Genomic DNA, 18,162 nt, shown 5'->3' with positions numbered 1-18,162 from the left:
GTTATTGACCAAGGGCGTATGCGTGTTGACGACGCAAAGCCCGGCGTCTTTATGCTCGCACAGAATCCCGGCGATCAATTCGCAAAAAAACGAAAGTGGGGTACAGGTGGTGACTTTATGCGTATCGCGTTAATCGTTCGTCGATGTGATGCAAGCTGACGCGCTCGACACCCGGTACAGCTTCGCTTCGTATGCGCGGCTTCATCGAGGCATGCTCAGAACATCGTATTCGTGTTCGCCGACTGCTCGGGCACCGACTGGATGACGTCCCAGTGTTCGGTAATCTTGCCGCCTTTGACACGAAAGATGTTCACGATAGCGAGGCCGCGATCCGCTGGATTCGCTGTGGAATGCAGATGGACATACACCAGATCGCAATCGACCGCCGAGCGGATGATCTGCGAATGCGCCTGCGGGTTCCTGTCGAAGACTTTCGCGAAGGTTTCGATGAGCGCCTTGCGACCGTCCGCAACCGTTGGATTGTGCTGCACATAGTTTTCGGCGACGTAGCGATCCGCGGCGCTCAGGTCATGCTGATTGAAAAACTGCTCCTGAAAAGTCAGCACGGCCCGGCGGTTCTGCTCTGCTTCGGCGGGGCTGGGACAGCTCGCCTGGGTTTGAGATTGCGCTTTCACCGCGGAAGTGGAAAGCAGCGCGGCAAGCAACATGCCAGACGCCAGGATTGCGGTATGTCCGGTGCGTGCCATCGATGAAAACTCCTCTTTCACATGAATGACTCTACGCACGGTACACCACCGCCTGCGATCGATGCCAGCTTGCTGCGGAGAATTCCTTTGCAGCAGCCGCCTGAGCACGAGCCAGCGCCATAGCCGTTGACACGATCACCGGTCTTCCGGTCCCGAATATCCTCACCTTTGATACAAAACGCCCTCGCCAGCGCTCCCGAATGTTCTCACCATTGCCGGTCCGAATCGCTGTCTCTCTGCCCGGGAATTGCGGCCCGAGGGCGTGTACCGGGTACGATGTCTATTTGCTTACCAACGGAGACTGCGAGCTTGCGCCCCACCGAGTCCACACCACTCGACCTGCCCCTGCCATCGCGTAACTTTGCCGAGACGCGGCGCATTCTGCGGGTCGTCCTCGCGGCAGCCGTGCTGATTCCGCTAGTGTGTCTGATCGGCTATGGCTATTACGACTACCAGCGCCGCACGATTGATGCGAACGACGTCATCGACCGGCTTGTCCGGGTGGCACAGGAGCACGCGATCAAGGTGCTGGATCTGAACAGCGAGATCGCGACACGAATCGTCGACCTGCTCGACGATAGCGACGACCAGCAGATCCGCGCGCAGGAAGAACTGGTGCACCGGCGTCTTGCCGCGATCGGCGGCGACTTTCCGCAAATCGCGGCAATCTCCCTGTTCGGCGCAAACGGCGATGTGCTGGCAAGTAGCCGCTATTTCCCCGTGCCGCGCGTTTCGATTGCCAATCGCGATGACTTCCAGTCCGCGCGCGCCATCCGTCCCGAGCCGTATTTCTCGCTGCCGATGCGCGGCGCGATCGGCCAGGCGGATGTCTTCACCACCAACATGGGACGCACGGCCGCCGCAGACGGACGCTTTCTCGGCGTCGTATCGATCGCGTTGCAGCGCAAGTACTTCTTCGACTTCTATCACGATCTGGTCAGCGAAAATCCGTCGGTGGCGATTGGCCTGTACCGGCGCGACGGCGCCATCCTTTCGCGTTATCCCGCCGGCAAACTGGACGTCATGCCAGTCGAAGACACGCCCTTCACGCGGGCGCTGCACGACAACCTGCTGTTTGGCCGCATTCGCATGACGTCGACGGTCGATGGCGTCGAGCGACTGCTGTCGTTCCGGCGCGTCGGCAACTATCCGCTTTACGTCGTGGCAGGCTACTCGACGAACGCGCTCTTCACTCAGTGGTGGCAGCATTACCTGCTGATCGCGGCCATCACCGCCGTGCCGTGCATCGCGCTATGCGTGCTCGTGCTGTTCTCGCTGCGTCAGTTGCAGGCCGAACAGGCCGCCTGGGAGCGCTGGCAAGCCGAAGTGGCAATGCGTCTTTCAGCGGAAGCGTCGAGCCGGCAGTTGCGCCGGATGGGTGCGCTGGGCAATCTCGTCGCGAATGTCGCTCATGACTTCAATAATCTGCTGATGGTGGTCTCGACGAACATGGGGCTTGCGCGTCGCAAAGGCTTCAACGATCTGGAAAAGGAAGTGGTGGCGGTCGAGCGTGCGACCGCTGGCGCACAGTCGCTGGCGCGGCGCCTGTTGAGCGTCGCGCGCAAGCAGCCGCTCAAGCAGGAACCGGTGGGCTTCGCCAGCTGGCTGCCGGCGACAACCGATCTGGTCCAGACGGCCGTCGGCGACAAGGTGCAGGTGAGTGTGCAGGTCGTGCCCGATCTCTGGCCTGTGCTCGCCGACGCGACTGAACTCGAATTCGCGATCCTCAACATCGCCGTGAACGCGCGCGACGCGATGCCGCTCGGTGGCCGCTTCGTGATCCGCGGCCAGAACGTACGTCTGACCGCGAGCGATACCATGCTGCCCGACGGCGACTATGTGCTGGTGTCGTTGTCCGACGATGGCGAAGGCATGACGGAGAGTGTCGCGCAACGAGCGTTCGAACCGCTCTTCACGACCAAGGTGAGCGGCGCCGGCACGGGTCTGGGACTTGCGCAGGTGCTGGCCGCGTGCGAGCAGGCGGGCGGGACGGCACGCATCGACAGCGTGCCAGGACGAGGCACGACGGTGCGCCTGTATCTGCCCCGCTATCACGGAGCGGTTGCGCCGGTCGAGCCGCCGGCGAGAGCGACGCTCGACGACGCCGACGCGACACAGGGCTCGGTGCTGCTGGTCGAAGATAACGAAGAGGTCGCAGCGGGTGTCGCCGCCGTCCTCGAAGTATTCGGGTGCAGGGTGCGCCATGAACTGACCGCCGACGCCGCCCTCGAGATCCTTACCGAAGGCGATACGTTCGATCTGGTGCTGTCGGACATCCAGATGCCAGGCCGGTTGAGTGGCATCGATCTGGCCGAGTCGGTACAACGTTCCTGGCCCACGCAACGGATCGCACTGATGACGGGCTACGCCGACGAACTCGAGCGTGCGAAACATCTTGGCGTGCCGATTCTCGCGAAGCCATTCGATATCGATGAACTGCGCGAGCTGGTTGCATTTGTTCCTTGACTGCGACGTGAACGATAACGGGCGTGCTGGCGGCGCGTTCTCACGCGTTGGCTTTATGCGCAAAAAGTATTGTGTGTTGTTGGCGCAAGGGCAGACGAAGTCCGTCTGTTATGTCCCGTTCCCACGCTCCCGAAAAATCTCACCTTAGGGCACGAATCGTGTCGCATGCGATAGTGCGACCGGGCAGACCAATGCACTGACAAAGGTGTTCGACGCCACCGTTCGCGATAGCTTCGCATCGTTCATCTGGCAGATTATTGTGACGCGACCGCGATCGCATCGATTCCCGCTCAGCCTTTATCTACAAGGCTCTCCGGGCGAATGAAGGGCGTTGTGGGATGCCTGTTCCTGCCATTGCGCGAACGGACCGGTGAGGAAGTCGAAGCCACTCGCGATCACGTTTTGCGAGCCTCGATAGGCGCACCGAAAACGCAAATCACGAGGCTCCAGAGCCACCTCCCGAAAACTCTCACCGCTCGTCGCCGAACCCTTGATGCCCATAGACAACTACACGGCAAACGACAATCATCATGCAACACACACTGGTCCCTTTACGGCGTGCAGATGCGTTGCCATGGACGCAGCCGCGAATCCGGCGGCCACGCCTGTTCTCGCATAGACGCCCGTCGGCTCCCGAACTATCTCACCATTGGACGGACGCGTCGGCGAGGACGAGTCGCCCCGTTCATTTAATTCCAACCAGTCCAGTATAGACTTTTCAGTCTATACTGGATCACGACCGGTCGCCGCTCTTCGCGACTACAGCCTGCTGCGCACGCGCTTCTTCAATTCGAGGACGGAAGTCATGAAAATCAGGGAATTCGGTGTCGAACGCTGGATGGATCTCTATGAGAATCACTGCGAGCTGAATCTCGCGGAAACCTGCGTCGAGTCGCTCACGGTCGAAGAACTGCTGGAGATGTCCGGCAAGCGGGACTCGATCCTCGCCGAGATACTGCCGCTCAAGCTGACCTATGGCGCAATCGACGGCACCGAGCGGCTGCGTTCGAACGTGGCGTCGCTGTACGAAAAGCAGCAGGTCCCGAATGTGCTGATCACGCACGGCGCGATCAGCGCGAATGCGCTGGTGTACGAGACACTCGTCGAACCGGGCGACCATGTGATCTCAGTGCTGCCGACGTATCAGCAGCACTATTCGATCCCCGCCAGTTATGGCGCCAACGTCGATATCCTGCCGCTGCGCGAGGAAAACGGCTTCCTGCCGGATCTTGAAGAACTGAAGCGCCTCCTCAAAGACAACACGCGCATCATCGCGATCAACAACCCGAACAACCCGACCGGTTCGCTGATGGACCGCGCGCTCCTCGAGCAATTCGTCGACATTGCACGATCGTGTGGCGCCTGGGTGCTGTGCGACGAGGTCTATCGCGGCACCGACCAGGAAGGCGATGGTTTCACGGTATCGGTCGCTGACCTGTACGAAAAGGGCATCAGCACCGGCAGCGTGTCGAAGACGTGGTCGCTCGCAGGCCTGCGTGTGGGCTGGATCGTGGCGCCGGTGGACCTGATTCGTCGCGTGCAGATTCATCGCGACTACAACACGATCAGTGTCGGCATGCTGAACGACCTGTTCGCGTCGATTGCGTTGGAGAACCGCGACGCGATCCTGAAGCGCAACCACAACATCCTGCGCGGCAATCTGGCGCTGCTGGATGCGTGGATCGCGAGGGAACCGCTGCTCTCCTACGTCAAACCGAAGTCCGGCACGACTGCGCTGGTGCGTTTCGATCTCGACATGTCGTCGCGCGACTTCTGTATCGCACTGCTCGAAAAGACGGGTGTGATGTTCACGCCGGGTAGCGCGATGGATATGGAAGGCTATGTGCGGATCGGCTATACGAACAACCGCCAGGTGCTCGAGGCTGGTCTCGCGAAAGTCTCCGACTTTCTGCGCGAGGTCGCACGCAGGTAACCGGCTGTTCGCGACGTGCTGACCGGATGGTCAGGCATGCCTTCGTTCCGCTCGCCGTTACGCTGTTTTTTCGTCACAGGCCACGGCTAACGGTGGAGCGGTGCGCTAGCCGGCAGCGCGCGACGCACCGTTCGCTCTATCCCGAAAAGTCTCACCTTTAGCGCTGCATGTGGATAACGGCGACGTCTGCATCGGTGGATACCCAATCAATCGGGTATCCCGAAACCACCGCCGCAACACTCAATACGTCTCCAGATGCAGCCGCCCTTCCCGCTTGAGCGCCTGCCACAACGGGTCCCATTCCAGGCCGTTCTGTTCCGCGATATCACCCAACGCCTGCAACACACCGTCTTCCATGCCCTTGAGTCCGCACACATAGATGTGGGTGTTCGCATCGCGAAGCAACTGGGCCACGTCCGCGCTGCGTTCGCGCATCGCGTCCTGCACATATCGCTTTGCTTGACCAGGCGTGCGTGAAAACGCGAACGTCGTGTCGATGAAGTCGCGCGGCAGATTGACGAGCGGCCCGAAGTACGGTAACTCTTCCTTGGTCCGCGCCCCGAAAAACAGCATCAGCTTGCCAGTTGCCCCCTTCAGACGGCGACGACGCCGATATTCCGTCATCGCCCGCATCGGTGCCGAGCCAGTGCCGGTGCAGATCATCAGCAGATGCGAGTTCGGATGATTCGGCATCAGAAATGTGCTGCCGAACGGACCGATTACGTCGACCTTGTCGCCCTTCTTCAGGTCACAGAGATAGTTCGAGCAGACGCCATCTGCCTCGTTGCCCTGATAGTCCTGCGTCACGCGCTTTACCGTCAGCGAGAGGTTGTTGTAGCCCTTGCGTTCACCGTCGCGCGGGCTTGCGATCGAATACTGCCGCGCATGATGTGCCTTGCCGTCTTTCGTCGCGCCCGGCGGCAGCACGCCGATCGACTGTCCTTCCAGCACCGGGAACGGCATCGTTCCGAAATCGAGCACGATGTGATGAATGTCGCTCGCGGTCGTCTCGTCGGTTAGCCGGTAGTTGCCGACTACCGTCGCCGACACCGGGACTTTATGCGTATAAAGGTTCACATAGGGTTTCGCTGCCGACCACGGCGGCAGCGTCGAACCGCGCACGGTGTCGACCTCGATGCCATCCGACATTTCGGTCGACTCGCCTTCGGCACCTGGTTGCGCCGCGAGGGTATCAAGCGCCGCACTCGCCGTCGTGTTCTGCGCGGGCAACTCGTCCCATGTGAACTGTTCTTCGATGCTGTATGCGTCGGCCTTGAGCACCATGCGCCAGTTGTCGATCGCTCCCGTCGGACACGGCGACACGCAGGCCATGCAGCCATTGCACACGTCGGCCTTGACGACGTAGTTGTTGTCGTCGTGCGTGATGGCGTCGACAGGGCAGGTCTCTTCGCATGTGTTGCAGCGAATGCAGATCTCCGGGTCGATCAGATGCTGCTTGAGCACTTGTATCGGGGCTGGGCCGTTCATATCTGTCTCCCCCTGCGTACGGACGTTGCAGTCAATTGCATCACGTCCGTACGCCTGGTATTGCTCGGTTGATGCCAGGTTGATGCCAGGTTAAAGCTCAGCTAACACTCAGTTGAAGCGCACGTAGTCGAAGTCGATCGGCTGACGGTTGATGCCCATCGCCGGCGGTGCGATCCAGTTTGCGAACTTGCCCGGTTCGACGACACGCCCCATCAATGACGCCACATACGCGCGATCTTCCGGCGTCGGCAGCCACCTGGCCTGATTCGCCTGCCATTCGCTTTCGTTCATGACGCGACCGTCGGGCGCCACGCGCACCCCGGCAAACGTGCCGATCTGGCGATTGAATGCCTTATGCGGGACGGTCATGCGGAAATCGATGCCCGCTTTTTCGAGCACCTTGTTCCAGCGCCCGACACCTGCCACCGAATCCTTGATGTAATCGTCGCGCAGCACTTCGTTCATCGCGTTGAGCATCGGCACTTCACGCTCGACGAGTTTGCCGTCCTGCACGTCCAGCAGCTTGTAGCGCTGACCGTTCAGTTGATGGTCGTCGTCGCGCTTCGTTTCTTCGTAGCGGCCCTTGAGACCCGAGCTGTAGAAGGTCGCTGCATTCGATGAATGATCCGCCCCGAACAGGTCGATCGTCACCGAGTAGTGGAAGTTCAGGTAGCGCTGAAGCGTTTCGAGGTCGATCACGCCAGCCGCGCGGATCTGGTTGACGTCGTCGGTCTTGAGTTCGTTCATCACCTGCGCGGTGCGCTGGATCACGCGCGACACGCCTGATTCGCCGACGAACATGTGATGCGCTTCTTCGGTCAGCATGAACTTCGTCGTGCGTGCGAGCGGGTCGAAGCCGGATTCGGCGAGCGCGGACAGCTGGAATTTGCCGTCGCGATCGGTGAAGTACGTGAACATGAAGAACGACAGCCAGTCCGGCGTACGTTCGTTGAAGGCGCCGAGAATGCGCGGATTGTTGTCGTCGCCGGAGCGGCGCTCGAGCAGCGCATCCGCTTCCTCGCGACCGTCACGGCCGAAGTAACGATGCAGCAGGTACACCATTGCCCACAAGTGGCGCCCTTCCTCGACGTTCACCTGGAAGAGGTTGCGCAGATCGTACATCGAAGGCGCGGTCATCCCGAGATGCCGTTGCTGTTCGACCGATGCGGGTTCCGTGTCGCCCTGCGTGACAATGATCCGGCGCAGGTTCGCGCGATGCTCGCCGGGCACGTCGTGCCAGGCCGCTTCGCCCTTGTGCTCGCCGAAGTTGATCTTGCGGTCTGCGTCGCCCGGGGTGAGAAAGATGCCCCAGCGATAGTCGGGCATCTTCACGTGATCGAAGTGCGCCCAGCCGCCCGGATCGACGCTCACCGCCGTGCGCAGATAGACGTCGTAATTGGGCGAGCCCTCCGGGCCCATATCGCCCCACCATGACAGGAAGTTCGGCTGCCATTGTTCTAGCGCGCGCTGCAGCGTGCGGTCATCGGCGAGGTTGACGTTATTCGGAATCTTTTCGCTGTAATTGATCGTGGACATGTTCGTTTCCTCAGGCATGGGCGCTTGCTGTGCGTGATCAGTGAAGGTGCGCGCGGACGGGGATCGCCTCGACTGCGGCTTAAACCCGGTTCAGGTCGAATTGCGCCTTGCTTCCCTTGCCGTACACCTTGAGCGCACCCTTCTCGCCCACTGCGTTCGGCCGGTTGAAAATCCAGTTTTGCCAGGCGGACAGCCGGCCGAAGATGCGCGTCAGCATCGTCTCGGGACCATTGAAACGCAGGTTGGCTTCGAGGCCCGTCAGCGCATCCGGCGACATCGCCGCACGTTCTTCGATGGCGATACGGATCTCGTCGGCCCAGTCGATATCGTCCGGCGACGCGGTCACGAGACCCAGCCGCTCGGCCTCCACCGGCTTGACCGGCTTGCCGGTCTGCTCGCGAACAGCCTGCATTGGACCGGCTTCATCGTAGAAGCGGCGGCCAAGGCGTGACTGGCCGGTGATCATCGGATACAGCCCGAAGTTCACCTCAGACAGCGTGATGGCCGGTTCTTCGTCCTCATTGCCGGGCAGCGCGGCCATGTAGGTACGGTCGGTCGCGAAAGCCAGTTCGGCAAACGTGCCGGCAAAGCACGAACCCGGTTCGATCAGCGCGAAGAGGGAGCGCGACGACACGTCGATGCGCGCCAGCGTGCGGCGCAGCATGCCGATCGTTTCGCGCACGAACCAGTGGTCCTTGTGTTGCAGCAGCGTGGCATCGGTGGCGAGCAACGCGCGGGCGTCACCTTCCGTCTTGAAGAGCCACGTGCCGATGTCGAGTTCGTTGGTGCGCATCGAAAGAATCGCATCGTCAAGTTCGCGTGCGAACTGCAGCGGCCACCAGTTCGCGCCCGCGGCGACGATTGCGTCGATGTCCGAGGGCTGATCGCCCGACGGGGCCTTCGCGGTGAACGTCGCGGTGCGCTTGACGCGGTCGATGGTGACATCGACCGTGGCATAACCGAGGCCGTCTTCGCGATCCGTGCGCTCGACGCGCGTCAACGCCACGCCCTTCGCGTCGGCCGGACGGTCGCTCAGCGCGGCCAGTTCGAGCGCGCGGGCCTGAATGGTCTGCTTGAACGCATTCGGCTTGACCACCTCGTCGACGAGGCGCCATTGCTTCGCGCGCTCCCCGCGCACGCCTTCGACGATCGTGCAGAAGATGTCGGCGCGGTCGTGGCGGACCTTGCGTTTGTCGGTGACGCGGGTAAGGCCGCCGGTGCCGGGCAGTACGCCGAGCAGCGGCACTTCAGGCAACGCGACGGACGACGAGCGATCGTCGACCAGGTAAATCTCATCACACGCGAGTGCCATTTCGTAGCCGCCGCCGGCGCACGCACCGTTCACTGCTGCGAGAAACTTGATACCGGAATAGCGCGACGTATCTTCGAGGCCGTTGCGCGTTTCGTTGGTGAACTTGCAGAAATTGACCTTCCACGCATGCGACGACAGCCCGAGCATGAAGATGTTCGCGCCCGAGCAGAACACGCGGTCCTTGAGGCTCGTGACGACGACCGTGCGAACTTCCGGATGCTCGAAGCGAATGCGCTGGATCGCATCGTGCAGTTCGATATCGACGCCCAGATCGTACGAATTGAGCTTGAGTTTGTAGCCTTCGCGGATACCGCCGTCTTCAGCGATGTCGATGCCGAGCGTCGCGACCGGACCATCGAATGTCAGCTTCCAGTGTTTATAGCGGGACGGCTCTGTGCGGTATTCGACACGCGGACCAGCCGACGGTGCAACGGACGCCGGCACCGAAGCGGCTGCCTGGCCTGCGGCCGAGGTCGCGGCGCCCTGCTCCACTGATTGAGCGACTGACATGGATGTCTCCTTCGTACATTGCGAGTTGGTTGAATGTACGATAGTGCATCTTTTCTGCCGGGTAAAGCACTTTAGTTCTTATTAAGGGTTTCTCCGGACGGCCATTCACTAGCAGGATAATTCACTTTTATTCGGACGCAAGGCGCGCCGCCAGGCGGTCCCTCAGCGACAGATAGCAATCGGCGAGCGGCTTGCCGCTGGTGTCGAACGTCATGTCGGCGCGGCCGTAGAACTCTGCGCGCCCTTCCAGAATGCGCTTCAGGTCATCCATCGCTTCCTTGTTGCCGGACATCGGCCGCAGATCGCCCTGGGCGATCACGCGGCGCATGTGTTCTTCCGGCGTGGCTTGCAGCCAGATGGTGAAACAGTGGGCGAGCAGCGCCTTCAGCGTGGTGGGCTCCGACACCAGGCCGCCCGGCGACGCGATCACCGCGCGGGGATGCTCCTGGATCACGGCCTCCAGCGCACGGTGCTCGTAGCGACGGTAAGCGCTCGCTCCGTAGAGCGAGTGGATCTCCGAAGGCGGGCAGCCGGCGAGTTGCTCGATGACGCGGTTCAGTTCGACGAATGGCGCTTTCAGCTCGTCGGCCAGCATCCGGCCGAGCGTCGATTTGCCGGCGCCGCGCAGGCCGATCAAGGCAATCCGGTTGCGCCGGTTCGGGTCCTGCGGGGCGGTGGCCAGCATTTCCTCGAGCGCAACGCGGGCCCGTTTCAGCGTGTCGTGATCACGGCCGTAGAGCAGTTCGCGGATGCGCAGCCAGTCCGCCGACGATGTAGTCTCGTCCCCGACAATTTCTGCCAGCGTGCAATTTAGTGCCTTCGTCAGCTGACGAAGGAACAGCACCGACGCATTGCCGACGCCCGACTCCAGATTCGCGAGGTAGCGCTCCGACACTTCGGCCTCTCTCGCCAGCACCTTTCTTGTCAGGCCACGGCGGGCACGCAGCAGCCGCACGCGCTCTCCCATGCCGACCAGAAACGGATCGCGGCCCTCGCGCCCTTCTTCGAGCGCGGCGTCCTGCTCACCGGGCTCCACTGGCTGTGCAGCGGCGGTTTGTTTCATGTTGACACCTTCTCCCCAAAGCTGTTGATGAATTATAGTGCTTGACATGCAGTTTGTCGCAGGCTAAGTTTAATGCACCTGTTTCGCTTTTTATTGCCCCACATCAAAAATGCGCCTGGCGAGGGTGCAGTACTCGCTTAGGCGTCGATCTGCGCGTGATGCGCAGTGGAGACAAGCATGTCCCCCAGTCATTTTCAGGCCCTGATTGCGCGTGTGACTGAACGAGTCGCGCAGCGCCCTCTGGATCAAGATCTTGCCGACTGGCTGAACGCCGAATATCCGGCCGACGGCCCAGCCTTTGCCGAACTGTCCGACGCCTGCCGCACCGGCGTGAAGGAAGGCTGGCTGTGCGACCGCGAAGCCGGCGGCATCCGCTACGGCCGCATCTTCAAGGCGCTGCCGGAGACACACGGCTTCTCGGTGGACGTCGTCAGCATGAGCGATATCGCGGGCCCGCATCACGTCCATCCGAACGGTGAGATCGATCTGATCATGCCCCTCACCCAAGGCGCGACGTTCGACGGTCATCCTGCCGGATGGTGCGTCTACGGCCCGGGAAGCGCTCACCGTCCCACGGTGGCCAACGGGAGTGCGCTGATCCTTTATCTGTTGCCGGAAGGCGCCATCCAGTTCACGAAGCAGGACACCGCCGCTGCCTAGCCGCAACAGCACCGCTCCTCTGCTCACGACGTCCACTGGACCCATTCCGGCGCATCAGAAGCCGCGCGCCGGAGCCACAGCGGGACCCCGTTCCGCCGAACATCTGAAATAAGGGCTTGTCATGGCCGAACTGCTAGAAAACTTTGTCGCCGGCAAATGGGTTGCCGGTCGTGGCGACGGCACGCCGCTCGTCGATCCGGTGACGGGCGAAGCGCTCGCGCGCGTGTCCAGCGACGGCCTGGATCTGCCCGAAGCATTCGGTTATGCGCGAACCGAAGGCGGTGCCGCGCTCCGTGAGTTGAGCTACGCCGCCCGCGCCGCCCTGCTTGCAGAAGTGGCGAAAGTGCTGCAGGCCAATCGCGACGACTATTACGCGATCGCCCTCGCCAACTCCGGTACGACGAAAAACGATTCGGCGGTGGATATCGACGGCGGCATTTTCACGCTGTCGTACTACGCGAAGCTCGGCGCGACGCTCGGTGAGGTGCGCACGCTGCGCAATGGTGCCGCGGCGAGCCTCAGCAAGGACAAGTCCTTCACAGCACAGCATGTGCTGACTCCGACGCGCGGCGTCGCGCTGTTCATCAATGCGTTCAATTTCCCGTCGTGGGGATTGTGGGAGAAGGCCGCGCCGGCCTTGCTGTCGGGCGTGCCCGTCATCGTCAAGCCGGCCACGGCGACGGCATGGCTCACACAGCGGATGGTCGCGGACGTCGTGAAAGCGGGCATCCTGCCTGTGGGCGCGCTATCCGTCATTTGCGGCAGTTCGGCGGGTCTGCTCGATCAGATCGAGGCGTTCGATGTCGTCTCGTTCACCGGGTCGGCGGAAACCGCCGCGAAACTTCGTGCCCACCCGGCGTTCATCGAGCATGGTGCGCGCCTGAACGTCGAAGCCGATAGCCTGAACAGCGCGATCCTCGCCGCCGACGCCGCCCCCGGTACCGAAGCGTTCGATCTCTTCGTGAAGGAAGTCGTGCACGAAATGACCGTGAAGTCAGGCCAGAAATGCACGGCTATCCGCCGCGCGTTTGTACCGAAGCAGCACCTCGCCGCTGCCACTGATGCCATTGTCGCGAAGCTGTCGAAGGTCACCGTCGGCAATCCGCGCAATGAATCCGTGCGGATGGGTGCGCTCGTGAGCCGCGAGCAATACGATAACGTGCGCGCCGGCATCGCAATGTTGCGCGAAGAGGCGCGCGTTGCCTTCGATGGCTCGAACGTCGAACTCATCGATGCAGACCCAACTGTCGCCGCCTGTCTCGCGCCCTACCTGCTGGTGGTAGACGACGCGCAGAACGCGGAGCGCATCCACGACGTCGAGGTGTTCGGCCCGGTCGCCACGCTCTGCGGCTACGACATCAACACAGCCGACGATCAACTGGAAGAAGCCCAGGCGATCGCGCTGGCCCGGCGCGGCCACGGCTCGCTCGTCGCATCGGTCTATTCGAACGACGAAGAACGCCTTGCCCGCCTCGCGCTGGAACTCGCAGACACCCATGGGCGCGTTCATGCGATTTCGCCGTCGGTGGCGCAAAGCCAGACCGGCCACGGCAACGTGATGCCGATGTCGCTGCACGGCGGCCCAGGGCGCGCCGGCGGCGGCGAAGAACTGGGCGGTCTGCGCGCGCTGAATTTCTATCATCGACGTGCAGCCATCCAGGCGCCGGCCGCAACGATCGAAGCACTTCAGCAATCGACCGGCAGCTTCGACACCTGAAGCGCCGAACGAATCGGAACGCAACGCTCAATTCCGCATCAATCCCTACAGAACGCGTGGCGGCTTGCGACAAACGCAGCCGTACACGCGTCGCCCACGTCAGGAGACAAGCATGGAAGCTCTCGTTGAGCCGGCTGCCGCAAGCGATCACCCCGCCGTCGTAGCGCCGCCCGCGCACTTCAATTTCGCGGCGCACCTGTTCGCATTGAACGAGGCGCGAGCGCTCAAGACCGCCTATATCGACGACGACAGCACGACGAGTTACGGCGAGCTTGCCGGGCGGGCACGCCGCTTCGCGACGGTGCTAGGCGATCTCGGCATTCATCCTGAAGAGCGTGTCCTGCTGGTGATGCAGGACACGATCGACCTGCCGGTCGCGTTTCTCGGCGCGCTCTATGCGGGCGCAGTGCCGGTGGTCGCCAACACATTGCTGACGCCGGCCGACTACGCGTACATGCTGGACCACAGCCGGTCGCGCGCGGTCGTCGCGACGGGCGCCTTGCTTCCCACTGTCGCGCAGGCGCTGGCGGATACGTCTAACGAAGGGTGCGTGCTGATCGTCTCGCAGCCGCAGGAGAGCAACCTGCCAGGCGAGCACGTGTTCGGCCAGATGGTTGACAAAGCCGCGCCGCGTGCCACGCCCTACGCAAGCAACGCGGACGACATCGCGTTCTGGCTGTATTCGTCAGGGTCCACTGGCAAGCCGAAGGGCACGGTGCATACCCATGCCAACCTCTACTGGACAGCCGAACTGTATGGCAAGCGCATCCTGGGCATCCGCGAAGACGACATCGTCTATTCGGCTGCAAAGCTGTTTTTTGCGTACGGCCTGGGCAATGCGCTGACGTTCCCGTTGTCGGTCGGCGCGACTGCCGTGCTGACGGCAGGACGCCCCACGCCCGAAGCCGTCTTCGCGCAACTCACCCGCCGCAAGCCGACGATCTTCTGCGGCGTGCCCACGCTTTACGCCGGCATGCTGGCCTCGGCGGTGCTGCCGCCGCGTGCGGACGTGCGCCTGCGCGTGTGCACGTCGGCCGGCGAGGCGTTGCCGCGAGAAACCGGCGAGCACTTCACCGCGCACTTCGGCTGCGAGATTCTCGACGGCATCGGCTCGACGGAAATGCTGCATATCTTCCTGTCGAATCGCGCGGGCCACGTCGCCTACGGCACGACCGGCACGGCCGTGCCCGGCTACGAAATCGAACTGCGCGACGAAAGCGGCCAGCCGGTGCCGGACGGCGAAATCGGCGATCTCTACATCAAGGGGCCGAGCGCCGCGCTGATGTACTGGTGTAATCGCGACAAAACGCGTGCGACCTTTCTCGGTGAATGGTTGAAGAGCGGCGACAAGTACCGCCGCCTGCCGGATGGCAACTACGTCTACGCAGGCCGCAGCGACGACATGCTGAAGGTCAGCGGACAATATGTGTCGCCGATCGAAGTCGAGATGGTGCTGATGCAGCACGAGGACGTGCTGGAAGCCGCAGTCGTCGGTGTGACGCGCGACGGGCTCACGAAGACGCGCGCGTTTGTCGTCCTGAAACGCGACGTGCCCGCAACCGATGAGTTCGCCGCTGAGCTGAAGGCCTTTGTCAAGGCAAGGCTCGCGCCGCACAAGTATCCGCGTGAGATCCTGTTCGTCGAGGATCTGCCGAAAACGGCGACGGGCAAGATCCAGCGTTTCAAGTTGCGCGAATCGCCTTGATGGAATTGCGTTGAACCAACGTAACATGTCGAGCGCACACTGTTCAACTCCAGACTGACTGCCTATGGACCGCCTCGCCCCAAACCTTTCGCCCTCCATCGCTTTCGCGGAGTTGCCCGCGACCGCTGAACGCGGCCCGCTGCGCCTCGAATACCAGTGGCTGAATCCGGAACGCGCCGATGCGCCGCTTGCCGTATTTCTGCACGAGGGGCTAGGCTCCATCGCGTTGTGGAAGGACTGGCCGCAAACGCTCTGCGACAGGCTCGGCTTTCGCGGCCTCGTGTATTCGCGGCCAGGCTATGGCCGTTCGACGCCACGCCAGCATGACGTGAAATGGCCTGTCGATTTCATGCACCGGCAGGCGTACGATGTGCTGCCCGCCTTCCTCGATGCGCTTGAGATCGACGCCGCCGAGCGCGCCCGTATGTGGCTCGTCGGACACAGCGACGGCGGCTCCATTGCGCTGCTTTACGCTGCGGCGTTCCCGAAGACGCTGGGTGGCGTCATCGTCGTCGCGCCACACGTGATCGTCGAGCAGAAGTCGGTTGATGCCATCGCGGAAGCAAAAGTCGCTTATGAAACGTCCGACTTTCGCGAGAAGCTCGCCCGTTATCATGACGACGTCGACTCCGCATTTTATGGCTGGAACGATATCTGGCTCGACGCCGACTTCCGTCGCTGGGACATCACCGGAGTGCTCGCGTCTATCGAGTGTCCGCTACTCGCCTTGCAGGGCTATGACGACGAATACGGCACGATGGCGCAAATCGATCTGATCCAGCAGCATGTCGATCATGCACAACTGACGAAGCTGACGGACTGCGGACACTCGCCCCATCGTCAGGCAGGCGCGTTGTTGAACGACGAGATTGCGGAGTTCATCAACGCTCCTTGATCGCGAGCGTCGCGTTACGGTGAGACTTTTCGGGAGGTGAGCAGGTCGCCTTCCTGTCCTCACCGTTCGCTCAAAGCGATGCGCCGCTGGCGCTTCTGGCCGGTACACTACCTGCTACCCGACCCGCATCCTGAACGCCATGGACTATTTTGCAGCGGTACGCGCCTTCGTTCATGCAGCGGAACTGCAGAGCTTCAGCAAGGCGGCCCATGAAATGGCCGTCAAGACTTCCACCATCTCGCGATATGTGAGCGAACTGGAAAAGGATCTGGGCATCGCCCTCTTCAACCGGTCGACGCGAGGTCTCGTGCTGACCGAGGGCGGCCGGGTCTTTCGTGAGCACGCGCTCGTTGCACTGCAGGCGCTCGATGACGCGCGCCAGGTCACGTCGGCCCTGAACCGGACGCCGCAGGGCTTGCTACGTGTCACGATGCCCTCCGCGTTCGGGCGCCTGCACGTCGTGCCGCATCTTCCGGAATTCATGAGGCGCAACCCGGATATCGATCTCGACATCGTCGTGACCGACCAGACGCTGAACATGATCGAAGCCGGCATCGACGTTGCGGTTCGCATCGGGGCGCTGCCCGATTCGTCCTTGATGGCAAAACGTCTTGCGCCGCATCGGCGGATCGTCTGCGGTAGTCCAGACTATTTCGAGCGGAATGGAACGCCTTCTATCCCAGACGATCTGGCGGCTCACGATTCGCTGCGCCTGTCCCTGCTACCGGACAACAAGTGGCTTTTCCTGCGCGAGGGGAACACGCATGCGGACTCGGAGCAGCGGCTCGTCGAACTGAAGGGGCGCTTCCGTGGGGACGATTCCGAAGCGGTGCTGGCGCTGGCGCTGGCCGGATGCGGCGTCGCGCTCCTGCCGACCTGGCTCGCGGGTCCGGCATTGCGCGAGGGACGCCTGCTCCGCGTGCTGCCAGGATGGGAAGCGCGCACCGGTCGAGCCGAACCCGCGATCTGGGCAGTCTATCCGCCCAAGAAGATCGTTTCGTCGAAGGTACGCGCGTTCGTCGATTTCTATGCTGAGGTGATCGGCGAGCCGCCGTACTGGGACGACGGACTCACCTAGGATCCTGACGCCTGGCGCGCGAACTGGATGTCGAGTGTGCGCAGCCACGTGTGCAGGCCGGCATCCTGAATCGGAATCACGTAGGCGTTTTCGTTCGTTTCATTGAAGTGGGCGTGCCAGTATCCCGGCGGCGTCACAAACGCCATCCCGGATTCCCAATCGATGCGGGTCGGATTCGCGATGTTGCCGTTCTCGTCCAGTCTGGTACCGACCAGCGTGTAGACGCCCGGGTGGCCTCCGGCGATGAAGTCGAGTGCAATCGATTGATGGCGATGCGGCTTCTGTACCGAGTTGGGCGGCACGATGCCGAACATCGCCCACAGCACGTGCGTGACTGTCCGCGTTTGCGGGAAGTTGGCGTTGCCCATCAGAACACTGATACGGTTGCGGCGGCCCGCATTGGCGTCTTGCGCGACCTTGCGCAGTTCGGCCTGCGCCCGTGCGGCCGGATAGAGCGTCGGAGCAAAGCGTGCGCGCACGCCGGTCGTGCCGAGGTAGGTCAGCAACGGCGCGTCGTTGACGTAGTAGAGCGTGGCGGTCGCGCTGGCCGACAGCGCGGCGGCTGTGCCTCCCGGCAGGGTGAAAAAGTCGCCCTGCGCGAAAGGAAAGGTCGTTTCGCCCTGGGTCATGCTGCCGGTCCCGCTGATGACATAGCAAACCTGCGACGTCGCGTCAGGAGCAAGTGTCAGTTCGTCGCCCGTATTGATTCTCAGAAAGCTGGCGCTCAATCCTGGACCTGTTGCCGGGCTCGGGCAGCCCAGTTCGGCAGAAAGGTCGAGTGGCACCACACGCGTTGCGCCGTCTGCGTACAGCGAAGGCGGGAAACTCCAGAACGGAATGCGCGAGATGAGCTTCGCGCCAATCGGATTGGCAGATGAGGTGTACTCGAAGTATTGCGCGTCCTGGGTTGCGGGAGATGCGTCTCCGAGGTTGGCGAGGGACGTTCTGTTCAACATGGTCAGCTCCGGTAGGTTAGAGGGCGAGTCGTGCAAGCGCCTTCGTGTATGTGCGGCTTGCCCTGACGGCTAAACCGAGTCTAGGTAGCTGCCTCTCACCACAGAAGTCCCCTGGATCGAAATCACTTTTGCGCAA

General features: G+C 62.2%; 13 protein-coding genes. 7 read left to right on the top strand and 6 right to left on the bottom strand.

Annotated features, from left to right (window positions below):
- Positions 1 to 215: 215 nt before the first annotated feature.
- Positions 216 to 707: a nuclear transport factor 2 family protein gene (locus tag P3T23_RS02345; protein WP_429314572.1), complete on the bottom strand. Its 492-nt coding sequence runs from the start codon at positions 705 to 707 to the stop codon at positions 216 to 218.
- 309 nt (positions 708 to 1,016) lie between these two features.
- Here P3T23_RS02345 and P3T23_RS02340 point away from each other — a divergent pair, with 309 nt between their 5' ends.
- Together P3T23_RS02340 and P3T23_RS02335 are read left to right on the top strand one after the other, a co-directional pair.
- Positions 1,017 to 3,173 (top strand): ATP-binding protein, encoded by a 2,157-nt coding sequence (locus P3T23_RS02340; protein WP_429314571.1) that lies wholly within the window; start codon positions 1,017 to 1,019, stop codon positions 3,171 to 3,173.
- An 805-nt stretch (positions 3,174 to 3,978) separates the two neighbouring features.
- Entirely contained in the window at positions 3,979 to 5,106 is a 1,128-nt protein-coding gene (locus P3T23_RS02335) for an aminotransferase (RefSeq protein WP_429314570.1), read from the top strand.
- Between the two features lie 240 nt (positions 5,107 to 5,346).
- Here P3T23_RS02335 and boxA read toward each other — a convergent pair whose 3' ends face one another.
- The 4 genes from boxA to P3T23_RS02315 all read right to left on the bottom strand — a co-directional run bounded on the left by boxA (position 5,347) and on the right by P3T23_RS02315 (position 11,015).
- Complete coding sequence (gene boxA / locus P3T23_RS02330) at positions 5,347 to 6,594, bottom strand: benzoyl-CoA 2,3-epoxidase subunit BoxA (protein WP_429314569.1); 1,248 nt, start codon at positions 6,592 to 6,594, stop codon at positions 5,347 to 5,349.
- A 108-nt stretch (positions 6,595 to 6,702) separates the two neighbouring features.
- Complete coding sequence (gene boxB, locus P3T23_RS02325) at positions 6,703 to 8,130, bottom strand: benzoyl-CoA 2,3-epoxidase subunit BoxB (protein ID WP_429314568.1); 1,428 nt, start codon at positions 8,128 to 8,130, stop codon at positions 6,703 to 6,705.
- 79 nt (positions 8,131 to 8,209) lie between these two features.
- Positions 8,210 to 9,952, bottom strand: a complete 1,743-nt coding sequence (gene boxC / locus P3T23_RS02320; protein WP_429314567.1) for a 2,3-epoxybenzoyl-CoA dihydrolase — start codon at positions 9,950 to 9,952, stop codon at positions 8,210 to 8,212.
- A 127-nt stretch (positions 9,953 to 10,079) separates the two neighbouring features.
- A complete protein-coding gene (locus tag P3T23_RS02315) occupies positions 10,080 to 11,015 on the bottom strand; it encodes a helix-turn-helix transcriptional regulator (protein WP_429314566.1) in 936 nt (311 codons plus the stop codon).
- A gap of 177 nt (positions 11,016 to 11,192) precedes the next feature.
- Between P3T23_RS02315 and P3T23_RS02310 the strand changes: the two genes are divergently transcribed.
- The 5 genes from P3T23_RS02310 (at position 11,193) to P3T23_RS02290 (ending at position 17,070) form a co-directional block, all read left to right on the top strand.
- Positions 11,193 to 11,675, top strand: coding sequence for a DUF4863 family protein (locus P3T23_RS02310; RefSeq protein ID WP_429314565.1), 483 nt, complete (start codon positions 11,193 to 11,195; stop codon positions 11,673 to 11,675).
- A 121-nt stretch (positions 11,676 to 11,796) separates the two neighbouring features.
- On the top strand, positions 11,797 to 13,392 hold the full coding sequence (locus P3T23_RS02305; RefSeq protein ID WP_429314564.1) for a 3,4-dehydroadipyl-CoA semialdehyde dehydrogenase: 1,596 nt from the start codon (positions 11,797 to 11,799) through the stop codon (positions 13,390 to 13,392).
- A gap of 112 nt (positions 13,393 to 13,504) precedes the next feature.
- Positions 13,505 to 15,097 (top strand): benzoate-CoA ligase family protein, encoded by a 1,593-nt coding sequence (locus tag P3T23_RS02300; RefSeq protein ID WP_429314563.1) that lies wholly within the window; start codon positions 13,505 to 13,507, stop codon positions 15,095 to 15,097.
- A gap of 64 nt (positions 15,098 to 15,161) precedes the next feature.
- On the top strand, positions 15,162 to 15,992 hold the full coding sequence (locus tag P3T23_RS02295; RefSeq protein ID WP_429314562.1) for an alpha/beta fold hydrolase: 831 nt from the start codon (positions 15,162 to 15,164) through the stop codon (positions 15,990 to 15,992).
- Positions 15,993 to 16,131: 139 nt separating this feature from the next.
- Entirely contained in the window at positions 16,132 to 17,070 is a 939-nt protein-coding gene (locus P3T23_RS02290; protein ID WP_429314561.1) for a LysR substrate-binding domain-containing protein, read from the top strand.
- Here the strand turns inward: P3T23_RS02290 and P3T23_RS02285 are convergent.
- Positions 17,067 to 18,026 carry a cupin gene (locus P3T23_RS02285; RefSeq protein WP_429314560.1) on the bottom strand — a complete coding sequence of 320 codons (960 nt, stop codon included), beginning with the start codon at positions 18,024 to 18,026 and terminating at the stop codon, positions 17,067 to 17,069. The genes P3T23_RS02290 and P3T23_RS02285 overlap by 4 nt on opposite strands.
- Positions 18,027 to 18,162 lie beyond the last annotated feature (136 nt).

The organism is Paraburkholderia sp. GAS448, assembly GCF_050435685.1.
Taxonomy (GTDB): Bacteria; Pseudomonadota; Gammaproteobacteria; order Burkholderiales; family Burkholderiaceae; genus Paraburkholderia.
This window is presented reverse-complemented; position numbering and strand designations above follow the sequence as displayed.